Source organism: Streptococcus sp. HMSC065C01 (assembly GCF_001813525.1).
GTDB classification, from domain to species: domain Bacteria; phylum Bacillota; class Bacilli; order Lactobacillales; family Streptococcaceae; genus Streptococcus; species Streptococcus parasanguinis_V.
This window is the reverse complement of the sequence record NZ_KV812837.1, coordinates 90,625-102,933: the sequence shown is the minus strand read 5'-3', so window position 1 is coordinate 102,933 and position 12,309 is coordinate 90,625. Positions and strand designations below refer to the sequence as shown.

Below are 12,309 nucleotides of genomic sequence, written 5' to 3'. Positions count from 1 at the left end.
CTAACGAATTACCAATTTCTGTCCCACGCTCTAAATTTATTTCTTATTGCTCCACAGCTTGAGCAGCCGTAATCAAGGTTAATTTATAGACGTCATCTGCATTACATCCACGAGAGAGGTCATTGACTGGTTTGTTCAACCCTTGCAATACTGGACCTACCGCTGCAAAGCCACCAAGACGTTCTGCCATCTTGTATCCAATGTTACCTGCTTCAATACCAGGGAAGATAAAGACATTGGCTTGACCTGCTACCTTGCTTCCTGGAGCCTTCAAGGCTGCAGTCGCAGGGACAAAGGCTGCGTCAAATTGCAATTCCCCGTCAATTTCAAGGTCTGGACGAAGTTCATGAGCAAGCTTAGTCGCTTCGACAACCTTATCAACACTTTCACCGAAACCAGATCCTTTTGTTGAATAGCTCAACATAGCAATTTTTGGATCAATGCCAAACATCTTGGCGGTAATAGCTGAGTTGATGGCAATTTCGGCTAATCCTTCAGCATCTGGATTGATATTGATGGCACAGTCCCCAAACAAGTAGCGTTCAGATCCACGAACCATAAGGAAAGCCCCTGAAGTCCGTTTTACATTTGGACGAGTTTTGATAATTTGAAGAGCCGGACGAACAGTTGCGGCTGTTGAGTGAATCGCACCAGATACCATCCCATCAACAATTCCCATGTGCACCAACATGACACCAAAATAGTTAACGTCGTCTTTCAAAACTTGACGCGCTTCTTCTTCTGTCATTTTGCCCTTACGACGTTCTACTAAGGAAGCTACCATTTCTTCAAAACCTGGATAAGAATGAGGATCGATGACTTCATATCCATCCAAAACCCCTTCGATTTCAAGATAAATCCGAATTTTATCTGGATTACCAAGCAAGACAGGGGTTACTTCTGTCTCGTTCACAATGCGTTTTGTCGCTTGGAGGATACGAGGTTCTTCACCTTCTGGTAATACAATACGTGCATTCTTACCAACGAGGTTGGCTTTGAGATTTTCGAAAACTTCCATGAGTTTTACTCCTTTTAATAATTAATAACTAGTTTGAAGCTGTGTTAATACAGCTTGGAAATCTGGAGGCAGTGGACTTTCTATGACCAATTCTTCCTCTAGAAATGGATGATAATAGGATAGACGATGACAATGAAGGGCTTGGCGCTCAATGCCGTCTTCTAAACTTCCGCCATAGAGATCATCTCCCAAGAGCGGAAAACCAATATGGGAAAAATGAACGCGGATCTGGTGGGTTCGACCTGTGTGTAACTGAATATCCACTAGGTGAATATCACCAAAAGATTGAACAACCTGGTAGCTTGTATGAGCATACTTGCCACCTTTAGCTACTTTGCGGGTTATGATCGACTCTTCATCACGCGCAATCGGAGCAATAATCTCTCCGACAGGATCAAGCTTCCCAGATCCCTTGACCAAGGCATAATAGCGTTTCTGAATCGTTTTAGACTGCAATTGCTTATCCAAGCGGGCATGGGCATAGCCATGTTTGGCAAAAAGCATGACGCCACTAGTATCCTTGTCCAGGCGAGTGACAATGTGAACCTGCTGGTTCTCGTAGCCCTGTTTCACATAATAGCCTTTTACAAAATTGGCTAAGGTATTAGAATGAATCGCACTTGGAATAGAAGCAATCCCAAAGGGTTTGTTTAAGACCAAAAAATGATCATCTTCAAACAAAATATCCAAAGGCCGATCCATGGGTTTTAGGGTTTCGAACCCTTCTTCTGCTGGAATATCAATGACCAAGCGATCCCCAATATCCAACAAATAAATCGCATTCTCCGGACGTCCATTGACAAGGATCTGGCCACCACGAAACTTAATCTTTGCTAAGAGACCCTTAGAAACCTCGTGCTTTTTCAGGAAGGTCTTGATCTTGACATGCTCATCGACAATGAATTCAAATCTCATTCTCTATCATCTCCGATAAAGGCATCCTTGACCCGATTCCAGAAGCTGGTGTGACTGGAACTTGCCACAAAATTAATCTTATGGTTGTCAATCTGATATTCTACCTTTGCAATATTACGGTAAGAATAGGTTGAATTGTCGACAGAGATAATGTGGAAGCCAGGTCTTGTCGGTGTAATCTCGATCTTATCCTTTTTAGGGACAATGACAGAAGAACCCAAGGTACGATAGACACGATTGTTTAGACTGGCGATCTCAGCAATCTGCAGCGCCTCAATAGTTGGGTGAAGGACTGCTCCTCCCAAGGATTTGTTGTAAGCCGTACTTCCTGTAGGAGTCGAAACGGTAATCCCGTCTCCTCTGAAGCGCTCAAAATCCACTCCATTAATCGTGAGATCAGCAACCATGGTCCGGTCGCTTCTCTTAATCGTTGCTTCGTTCAACGCTCTCATGGTACGGGTTTCCCCATTTTCGAAAGTAATCTTGACATTCAAAATAGGGTAGGAAACCTTAGCGCCTGTATCATATTTTAAGTTCTCAACCAGCTTATCGATTTCACTGTCTAAGTAATCCGTATAGAATCCTAAGTGTCCGGTATGGACGCCAACAAATCGCACCCGATCCAACTGGTGTTCATACTTGTGAAAGGCTGATAGCAACATCCCATCGCCACCAATTGAAATCACAATATCCGGGTGCTTCTCCGTCAAAATAAAATTATTTTTCCGAAGCTTGTAGCGCAACTGCTGAAAAACCTCTTCACTTTGACGCTTGCGATTGCGAATAATGGATACTTTTTTACCTGTAGTCTTCATCTGTGTCATCACTATTTCCAACGCCATCATTTAACTTACGATGAAGTGGATCAAACAGGGCTTGAGCCTCCTGAATCGCATCCCGAATTGCCCCCATCTCTTCATCCAAGAGATAGGCCAGGTTTGCTGTCGTCTCTAAGCGTTTTTTGATCTCGTCTGGAAAGTCTCCTTTATATTTATAATTGAGCGAGTGTTCAATGGTTGCCCAAAAATTCATGGACAAGGTCCGAATTTGAATCTCTGCTAAGATCGTTTCATTTCCATCAATAGTATCGACCGGATACTCGACCACGACGTGGTAACTCCGGTAGCCACTTGATTTCTTGTGGCGGATGTAGTCTCGCTCTTGGACCACGCGCATATCCTGCCGTTGTCTCAGAACCTCTAGGATTTCTTCGACGTCATCTACGAACTGGACCATGATACGAAGACCAGCAATATCTTGCATATCCTGAGCCAAATTTTCTTCAGAAATATTTCTTCGGATCATCTTTTCGCGGATACTCTCAATCGGCTTAACACGACCTGTGACAAACTCGATTGGAGAATGCTTTTGTTGCTTACGATATTGCTTACGAATCCCACGCAGTTTGATTTTTAATTCCCCAACTGCTTGGATATACGGATCTAAGAAGTTTTCCCAATCAATTGCCATCCTACCACCTTGTAATCTGAACCATTTTTGTATACAATAAACACATCTCTTATTATATCATGAATCGCTTTCGAAAAAAAGCAAAGGACTACAAAATGAACCATTTAGAAATTGAATACAAAACCTTGCTAGACAAGGAGGAATACCAATCCCTCCTTCCACTTTTTGATGATACAGAATTGGTTGTCCAAACCAATCACTATATCGATACCCCCGACCAGCTCATCCGTAAGGAAAAAATGGCCTTGCGGGTGCGTACTTTCACAGATCAAGCTGAGTTGACTCTCAAAGTCCCTGAGGCAGTTGGCCATTTCGAGTACAATCAAAACCTCAGCCCAGAAGAAACCGAGGCGATCCTTCAACACCAACAGTTTCCTGACGGAGAAATCAAAAACCTCTTAATCTCTAAAGAAATCTCTGTTGAGCAACTCGCTGTCTGGGGAAGCCTTACAACAGAACGATTCGAAAAAGAAACAGCTGCAGGATTGGTGGCACTAGACCACAGTCTCTATCTAGACACTGAAGATTATGAATTAGAAATCGAGGTCGAAACCGCTGAGCAGGAAGAAAATTTCCATCAGTTCATCAAAGAGCATGGAATCGTCTACAAAGCTGCAAAAAATAAAATCGCAAGATTGGCGGAAAGATTGTAAAATAGCTGAAATTATCGCAAATTTTTGCTAAAATAGTGCTAAGATCAAAAATCTAAATGAGGTTGGAATCACATGTCAGATAAAAAAAATATGAAGCTCTTCTCTCTCAATTCAAATCCAGAGATTGCGCAAAAAATCGCGGATCATGCTGGGGTTCCACTTGGGAAAATTTCATCCCGTCAATTCTCAGATGGTGAAATCCAAGTCAATATTGAGGAAAGTGTTCGTGGATATGATATTTATATCATTCAATCAACCAGTTTCCCTGTCAACAATCACTTGATGGAACTGTTAATTATGGTAGATGCTTGCCAACGGGCCAGCGCAAATACTGTCAATGTGGTCATGCCTTACTTCGGTTATGCTCGCCAAGACCGGACTGCTGCTCCTCGTGAACCAATCACTGCTAAACTCGTCGCAAACATGTTGGTCAAAGCTGGGGTGGATCGTGTCGTCACACTGGATCTCCATGCAGTGCAGGTTCAAGGTTTCTTCGATATTGCCGTGGATAACCTCTTTACCATTCCACTTTTTGCAGAGCACTACATCAACAAAGGTCTAACTGGTCCTGATGTCGTCGTCGTCAGTCCTAAAAATTCAGGTGTCAAACGGGCTCGTAGTTTAGCGGAATATCTTGATGCACCGATTGCGATCATTGATTACGAGCAAGATGATGCAAACCGTGATTATGGCTATATTATCGGGGATGTCAAAGATAAGAAAGCGATCTTGATTGACGATATCCTCAATACTGGTAAGACATTCTCAGAAGCTGCGAAAATCGTCGAACGCGAAGGTGCTACTGAAATTTATGCTGTATCAAGCCATGGTTTATTTGTAAAAGGAGCTGTTGAATTATTAGACCAAGCTCCGATCAAAGAAATCTTAGTAACCGATTCTGTTGCTCCAAATGGACCAACACCAAAAAATATTAACTATCTGACAGCTAGCGAACTGATCGCTGAAGCTATTGTTCGCATTCAAGAAAGAAAACCTGTTAGTCCTCTATTTGCCTACCATAAGAAATAAGGTCTTAATGTGATATATTTTGATAATGCCGCAACAACTCCCCTTCTACCTGAAGTCATTGATAAAATGTCTGAAACTATGAAGACCACTTTTGGAAATCCATCGAGCCTTCATGCTCATGGACGGATGGCTAGTAAACTTCTCCGAGAATCTCGCGAGCAAATTGCTCAGTCTCTCCATACTCTTCCAAATCGTATTTTCTTCACTTCAGGTGGATCAGAAAGTAATAATACCGTTATAAAAGGCTACTGCTTGAAACACCAAGCAGATGGCAAACACATCATTACGACCGCTTTGGAACACCATGCGGTTCTTGAACCCATCGAATATCTTGTAGAACGTTTCGGATTTGAAGTTACGATCGTCCAACCAAGAGATGGACGCATTAAGGCTAGTGATATCAAGGCGGCTCTTAGACCGGATACCATTCTTGTCTCTACCATGTTTGCCAATAACGAGACAGGCGATCTTCTTCCGATTAAAGAAATCGGAGAACTCTTAAAAGATCATCCAGCTGCCTTTCACGTTGATGCTGTCCAAGCAATCGGAAAGGTCCCTGTCTATCCTGAAGAGTTGGGAATTGATTTTCTCAGTGCTTCTGCCCACAAATTCCATGGACCAAAGGGCGTCGGTTTCCTTTATGCAACCTCCCCAGATTTTGATAATCTTTTACATGGTGGGGATCAGGAAAGTAAGATGAGAGCCAGTACGGAAAATCTCATTTCTATTGTCGGGATGGCAACCGCGCTTCAGCAAGCTACACTTCATCAAGAAGAAAATTTCAACCAGGTTCAAAAACTTGGCCAAGAACTAGTTAATGGTTTAACAGACTACGACTACTACGTAAATGCGAATGACGATCATCTTCCATTTGTTTGGAACCTTGGCTTTCCGGGTGTCCAAAATGATGTATTATTGATGCGACTCGATCTTGCTGGAATTTCTGTCTCTACAGGTTCTGCTTGTACCGCCGGTACAGTTCAACCCAGCCATGTCCTTGAGGCACTCTATGGAAAAGATAGCTCACGCCTAAAAGAATCCCTTCGAATTAGTTTTTCAGAACTCAATACCGTAGAGGAGGTTCAAGACTTCCTCTCAAAACTTAAAGAAATTTTATCATAGGAGAACAATATGGCTTTTGAAACAAGTGTTTCATTGAAAGACTGCAAATATACCTATAGTCTACACCCAAATGTTAAAAAATATACCTTACGTGACAATACATTCGCTGTTACAAAAGTTGGAAATTACGAGTTAAATCGTTTGCTCGAAGTCGTTCCAAATAGCGGCGAAGGCTTCCTACTTAAAATCATTTTCAATAAAGATTTGACAGGTTTTAAGATCAATATTACTGACAAGTCTGGACTTCGCCTGGTTAATATCTTTAAAAATCCAGAGAATGATATCATCCAACAAAAATTCTATTTCCTAATGGATAGTCTTGTCGAAAGAGAAATTTTCAACAAAACAGAGGTCTAATATGGTAACCTTAACTTATATCGATGCTTACCAAGTAGAACGAACGACTACTTATCCTGACCTTGCAGCCTGTATCCTAGCTTTTTCAGGCTGTGTAACCCTGCCTGACTCTTACTCAATCGTATCCATTGAATACAAGGGGGAAAAGCTCCCCTATACAGGACGGGTCGATGGGCTCTATGCTTATCTGAAAAAGGTAGAACAAGCTGAAAACTAAGCTGATGCTGATGGAACTCTCCCATCGCCATCAGCTTTTTCTTTAGACGAAAATATTTTTGAAAAACGATTCTAGATAGTTGATTTTTTCACAATCTTCCTATACAATAAGAGGGAAAGGTTGTGATATTGTGAAACATGATAAAAATACTCCAATTCCACGCGCAACAGCAAAACGCTTATCGCTCTACTACCGCATTTTTAAACGCTTTAACTCTGAAAAAATAGAGCGCGCCAATTCAAAGCAAATTGCTGATGCAATTGGGATTGACTCTGCTACCGTTCGCCGAGATTTTTCTTATTTTGGTGAATTAGGAAGACGGGGATTTGGTTATGACGTAAAAAAACTGATGAACTTCTTTGCCGATCTCTTAAATGATAATGCCATTACCAATGTCGCTATTGTGGGGATCGGAAATATGGGAAGTGCGCTTCTCAACTATCGCTTCCATGAACGCAATAAGATGAAAATTGTCATGGCATTTGATCTAGATGATCATGAACTGATTAATACCAAAAGTAAGGATGGGATCCCCATTTATGGGATTTCTACGATCAAAGAGAATCTCAAAAAAGAAGGCATTCAAACAGCAATTTTAACTGTCCCAAGTATTAAAGCGCAGGAAGTGGCTAGTCTTTTAGTAGATGCCGGTGTCAAAGGAATTCTAAGCTTTTCTCCGGTCCATCTGACAGTTCCTAAAGACGTCGTCGTCCAATATGTCGATCTCACCAGTGAATTGCAAACACTCCTTTATTTCATGCGAAAAAACGAAGAATAAAGATTTATACATTAACAAGAAAAGAGGCTGGGACAAAAGTCCTAGCCTCTCAATTATTTTTGGATTGTCGAGCAAGACGCAGTGGTTGAGTGGGCTCTACTACGCTGATTTCATCAGCTTTTACAGCCCTACTCAACTGTGCGGAGGTGGGACGACGAAATCGAATTCTAACGAATTACTGATTTCTGTCCCACTCTCTTTTTTATACCAAATAATCTGTCTCTTCACGGTAACTATAATAGTTTTCTTCAGATACAATCAAGTGATCTAATAGGGTTAAACCCATCACTTCACAGGCCTCTAAGACTCGATGTGTTACTTCATCATCATTTTTACTTGGAAATACGGCACCAGATGGATGATTGTGAGCCAAGATGATAGAGGTTGCCATGTGCTTTAGTGCATAATGCAGGATTTCACGTGGCTCCGCAATACTTCGATTCACGGTTCCAATAAAAATGGTCTGTTGATGAATAATTTCATTCTGCGTATTCAAATAGAGGGCAACCAGGTGTTCCTGTTTCTTATGGCCGATTTCCTGTTGAATTTTATGTGCCAATTTCTGACTGCTCATGATCTGTTCGGAACTCATCAATTCGTCTTTATGAATCCTTCGTCCAAACTCAATCACAGCCTGAAGTTCGATGGCCTTCACCCGGCCAATGCCAGAGATTTCCTGTAGCTCCTCTAGGGTTAATTGACTTAACTCCTTTAAACTATTAACTGAGCTCAAAAGACCTTGTGCAATCTCATAAACACTTTTTTTCTTATTGCCTGTCCGTAAGAGAATGGATAACAATTCTTGATGACTCAGCTTATCCACTCCTTCAGAAACCAAACGTTCTCTAGGAAGCAAAGATGGTTCAATAAATGATATGTCGTACATAATTTCCTCCTCACTTATTAATTCGCAATAAATGGAGAAAACGACAACCTTTCATTATTTACAGGCAATTTCTTGTTTCAAGTCATCTAACACTAAGACTTCATCTTTATTAAAGCGAATCTGATAACCTGTTTGAACTTGTTCAAGCTCCTTTAAAAACTGTTGAATTTCACAGCGGATCAAGTACTCCTGACTCTGAGGAATGGCTTCTAAAGCTTGGTAGACTTGCTCTACTTCGTAGATTCCTTTCGTAATTAAACCATTTCGTGGAAAATCATTTACTAAGAGATTGTAGAAATGATGTAAGAGATGATAAATTCGCTCTTTTGTCACTATTCTACCTCCTTATCATACTCTTTCTCCTCTATTATATACTGATTTTCCCTTAATATTATGACAAATTCCTTACATAATATTACCAATCTCTTACAATTTTACAAGAATTTCTCCTAGCTTCCTACATAGAAAAAGCCCTGGCATCTCTGCCTTGGGCTTTATTTTCTTAAAGTTGCATTTGATTATAAGACTTGCTGAATGAATCCAGGATGTCTTTTGGAGCCTTGTCATAGTCAACAGAGGTTTCCAAATTTCCTTTTACAATCGTACGGTAAGTCGCTGCAGCATCCTCACAAGTCACCAAGGTGATCTCATTGACACCTTCACGATCTTGAATGACATCTACACGGTCTGGAGTCACTGTCTCAACAGACGAGATGACATAAGTATAGATTTTTTCTTTATCCGTGATGTAGATCTTCATACCCGCCTTGGCTTTCTCTAATGGTGAGAATAACATGGCATTTGCTCCAGTTAGACCAAACACGTGGTGACTAGCAAGAGAATAATTGCCTTGCCCCATGACTTGGTTTTCCTTCATGGTCCCTGCTCCGTAGTAGAGGGCTACATTTTCAAGCCCCTTAAAGATCGGAAGGTTCATGTTTAATTCAGGAATCGAAATCCCCCCAATTACTGGTAGCTTTTGAGCTTGCCATTGGGCATTGATGACGGCTTCCGTCGAAAGTGACTGGACATGTTGGAAATCAAAGCTCGTCTTCACTTCTTTATTCTTATCAATGGTTTTTTTATCGACCTTGCTAACCTGGTATTGGTTGGTATGCCAAACCATAATCATGTTTCGGATCGGAGCATTGAAAATCAAGAGAAGCGAGAGAATAATCAAAAGTGTTGCAACGATGTTGATAAGAGTATTGCGTAAACTCTTTTTCTTTTTTCTTTTGCGTGACATGCTGTCCCCTTATCTATTCGTTTTCTTCCACTACTTCTTCATCTTTTTCTTCGGGTTGGACTGTTGTAAAGGTCACAATTTTCGCATCCTGATCCAGTCTCATGACTTTCACACCCTGAGTTGAACGACCCGTTTGAGAGATATTCCCAACACTTGTGCGGATCATGACACCGGTATCGGTAATGATCATCAGATCTTCATCACCTTTAATGGTTAAAAGACCAGCCAATGGACCATTTTTCTCTGTAATATTGGCAGTTTTAATCCCTTTACCGCCACGGCCCTTAGTTGGGTACTCGCTAGCCATTGTGCGCTTACCATAGCCTTTTTCAGTAATAATCAATACTTCATCTTGATCGGTAACGACACTAGCTCCAACAACCTTGTCTCCTTCACGGAGATTCACACCACGTACACCAGTGGCAGAACGTCCCATATTGCGGACTACAGCCTCATTAAAGCGGACAGAATAACCATACTTGGTACCGATAATAACATCAGCATTACCATCTGTAAGGAAAACATTGATCAATTCATCCTCATCACGCAGATTCAGAGCTTTGAGACCGTTCTGTCGAATATTTGAAAATTCAGCTACATTGGTCCTCTTGACCAATCCTTGTCGCGTCGTAAAGAAGAGATAAGCTTCGTCACTGCGGTCTTGCTCCACATTGATGATGGTCTGAATCGATTCACCTTCGTCTAATTTTAAGAGATTGACGATTGGCAATCCTTTGGCTGTCCGACCATATTCTGGAATCTCATAGCCTTTTAGACGGTAAACACGCCCCTTATTGGTAAAGAAGAGCAGATGGTCATGAGTGCTCGTAGATACCAGTTCACGGACAAAATCATCATCTTTCACACCAGTTCCTTGAACCCCACGTCCACCACGTTTTTGCACAGTAAATTCTGCTTGGTCCAAACGTTTGATGTAGCCTTTGTTAGAAAGGGTGATCAAGACATCTGTTTCTTCAATCAAGTCCTCATCTTCAAGAGAAAGGACTTCACCAACCATCAACTCAGTCCGACGAGCATCTCCAAACTTGCGCTTGACTTCTTCCAATTCTTCCTTGATAATAGTAGCTACACGCTCTGGTTTCGCTAAAATATCAGCTAAATCAGCAATCAAGGCAACCAAATCATCGTATTCACTTTGGATCTTGTCTCGTTCCAAACCGGTCAAACGACGAAGACGCATGTCCAAAATGGCTTGACTTTGACGTTCAGAAAGCTTGAACTTCGCCATCAATTCAGCCTGTGCTTCAGCATCTGTCTGGCTATTGCGGATGATCCGGATCACTTCATCGATGTGATCCAAAGCAATGAGCAAACCTTCTAAAATATGGGCACGTGCTTCCGCTTTTTCTTTATCAAAGATGGTCCGGCGAGTCACCACTTCTTTCTGGTGCTCAATATAAGCCCCTAAAATTTGGCGAAGAGAAAGAATCTTTGGAACACCACTTTGGATCGCCAACATATTGAATCCAAAATTGGTTTGCATTTGCGTCATCTTAAAGAGGTTGTTCAAAATAACGTTAGCCGAAGCATCTCGGCGGACCTCAATCACAAAACGAACCCCTTCACGGTTTGATTCATCACGTACAGCTGTAATCCCTTCGATCCGTTTTTCTTGCACCAAGCGAACGATGTGCTCGTGAACCTTGGTTTTATTGACCATATAAGGGAACTCAGTGACAACAATCCGTTCACGGCCACTCTTGGTCACTTCAATCTCTGTACGAGAACGAAGAACGATCGAGCCTTTCCCTGTTTCATAGGCTTTGTGGATACCTGATTTCCCCATGACCAAAGCACCTGTCGGGAAATCTGGACCAGGAAGAACTTCCATAAGTTCACGGGTCGTCACCTCAGGATTATCCATCATCAGCTTCACTGCGTCAATGGTTTCTCCCAGATTGTGAGGAGGAATATTTGTAGCCATCCCAACAGCAATCCCAGTAGCACCATTGACGAGAAGGTTAGGGAAACGTGCAGGTAAGACCAAAGGTTCGCGCTCACTGGCATCATAGTTATCAACGAAATCAACTGTATTTTTATTGATATCCCGCAACATTTCAAGAGCAATCTTACTCATACGGGCTTCTGTATACCGTTGTGCAGCGGCGCCATCACCGTCCATAGAACCAAAGTTTCCATGACCATCCACTAACATGTACCGATAACTCCACCATTGCGCCATCCGAACCATGGCTTCATAAATAGAGGAATCCCCGTGTGGGTGGTATTTACCCATAACATCCCCTGTAATACGGGCTGACTTCTTATGTGGTTTATCTGGTGTAACACCCAATTCATTCATTCCGTACAAAATACGACGGTGAACAGGTTTCAAACCATCACGAACATCAGGTAGGGCACGAGCAACGATAACACTCATGGCATAATCGATAAAACTCGTCTTCATTTCTGATGTTAAATTCACATCAATTAGATTCTTATCCTGCATTCAAAAAATGCCTCTCTTTACTTAATTCACCATACTATTATAACACATTTTAGCCTATTTTTCTTCTTAGGAACACAAACGTAAAAACGTTTACATCAAGGATTCATACTGTATCAGATGACAAAGACTTTCAAAAGTGGTAGAATGA

The 12,309-nt window shown here is 41.7% G+C and carries 14 protein-coding genes; 6 read left to right on the top strand and 8 right to left on the bottom strand.

The window, feature by feature from the left end; genetic code table 11:
* Positions 1 to 43: 43 nt before the first annotated feature.
* From pta to HMPREF2918_RS03090, 4 genes are read right to left on the bottom strand one after another with little or no spacing between them, the layout of a single operon-like run.
* Complete coding sequence (pta, locus tag HMPREF2918_RS03105) at positions 44 to 1,018, bottom strand: phosphate acetyltransferase (protein ID WP_021153149.1); 975 nt, start codon at positions 1,016 to 1,018, stop codon at positions 44 to 46.
* A gap of 21 nt (positions 1,019 to 1,039) precedes the next feature.
* Positions 1,040 to 1,933, bottom strand: a complete 894-nt coding sequence (locus tag HMPREF2918_RS03100; RefSeq protein WP_070594556.1) for an RluA family pseudouridine synthase — start codon at positions 1,931 to 1,933, stop codon at positions 1,040 to 1,042.
* Positions 1,930 to 2,748, bottom strand: a complete 819-nt coding sequence (locus tag HMPREF2918_RS03095; protein ID WP_282188909.1) for an NAD kinase — start codon at positions 2,746 to 2,748, stop codon at positions 1,930 to 1,932. The genes HMPREF2918_RS03100 and HMPREF2918_RS03095 overlap by 4 nt, the downstream gene beginning before the upstream one ends.
* Positions 2,732 to 3,403, bottom strand: coding sequence for a GTP diphosphokinase (locus tag HMPREF2918_RS03090; RefSeq protein WP_023918039.1), 672 nt, complete (start codon positions 3,401 to 3,403; stop codon positions 2,732 to 2,734). Before HMPREF2918_RS03090 ends, HMPREF2918_RS03095 begins: the two co-directional genes overlap by 17 nt.
* A 95-nt stretch (positions 3,404 to 3,498) precedes the next feature.
* Here HMPREF2918_RS03090 and HMPREF2918_RS03085 point away from each other — a divergent pair, with 95 nt between their 5' ends.
* The 6 genes from HMPREF2918_RS03085 (at position 3,499) to HMPREF2918_RS03060 (ending at position 7,559) form a co-directional block, all read left to right on the top strand.
* Positions 3,499 to 4,056, top strand: coding sequence for a CYTH domain-containing protein (locus HMPREF2918_RS03085; RefSeq protein WP_070505600.1), 558 nt, complete (start codon positions 3,499 to 3,501; stop codon positions 4,054 to 4,056).
* Positions 4,057 to 4,128: 72 nt separating this feature from the next.
* Entirely contained in the window at positions 4,129 to 5,085 is a 957-nt protein-coding gene (locus HMPREF2918_RS03080; RefSeq protein ID WP_003007186.1) for a ribose-phosphate diphosphokinase, read from the top strand.
* A 9-nt stretch (positions 5,086 to 5,094) separates the two neighbouring features.
* Complete coding sequence (locus HMPREF2918_RS03075; protein ID WP_070594555.1) at positions 5,095 to 6,207, top strand: cysteine desulfurase family protein; 1,113 nt, start codon at positions 5,095 to 5,097, stop codon at positions 6,205 to 6,207.
* Between the two features lie 9 nt (positions 6,208 to 6,216).
* On the top strand, positions 6,217 to 6,564 hold the full coding sequence (locus HMPREF2918_RS03070; RefSeq protein WP_070594554.1) for a DUF1831 domain-containing protein: 348 nt from the start codon (positions 6,217 to 6,219) through the stop codon (positions 6,562 to 6,564).
* A gap of 1 nt (position 6,565) precedes the next feature.
* Positions 6,566 to 6,781, top strand: a complete 216-nt coding sequence (locus tag HMPREF2918_RS03065) for a DUF4649 family protein (RefSeq protein WP_049472497.1) — start codon at positions 6,566 to 6,568, stop codon at positions 6,779 to 6,781.
* A 130-nt stretch (positions 6,782 to 6,911) separates the two neighbouring features.
* On the top strand, positions 6,912 to 7,559 hold the full coding sequence (locus HMPREF2918_RS03060) for a redox-sensing transcriptional repressor Rex (protein WP_070594553.1): 648 nt from the start codon (positions 6,912 to 6,914) through the stop codon (positions 7,557 to 7,559).
* 202 nt (positions 7,560 to 7,761) lie between these two features.
* Here HMPREF2918_RS03060 and radC read toward each other — a convergent pair whose 3' ends face one another.
* The 4 genes from radC to gyrA all read right to left on the bottom strand — a co-directional run bounded on the left by radC (position 7,762) and on the right by gyrA (position 12,161).
* Positions 7,762 to 8,445, bottom strand: a complete 684-nt coding sequence (radC, locus tag HMPREF2918_RS03055; protein ID WP_024056079.1) for a RadC family protein — start codon at positions 8,443 to 8,445, stop codon at positions 7,762 to 7,764.
* A 54-nt stretch (positions 8,446 to 8,499) separates the two neighbouring features.
* Positions 8,500 to 8,778: a hypothetical protein gene (locus HMPREF2918_RS03050; protein ID WP_003003299.1), complete on the bottom strand. Its 279-nt coding sequence runs from the start codon at positions 8,776 to 8,778 to the stop codon at positions 8,500 to 8,502.
* Between the two features lie 169 nt (positions 8,779 to 8,947).
* Positions 8,948 to 9,691: a class A sortase gene (locus HMPREF2918_RS03045; protein ID WP_014713268.1), complete on the bottom strand. Its 744-nt coding sequence runs from the start codon at positions 9,689 to 9,691 to the stop codon at positions 8,948 to 8,950.
* Positions 9,692 to 9,704: 13 nt separating this feature from the next.
* Entirely contained in the window at positions 9,705 to 12,161 is a 2,457-nt protein-coding gene (gyrA, locus tag HMPREF2918_RS03040; protein WP_070594552.1) for a DNA gyrase subunit A, read from the bottom strand.
* Between the last annotated feature and the right edge of the window lie 148 nt (positions 12,162 to 12,309).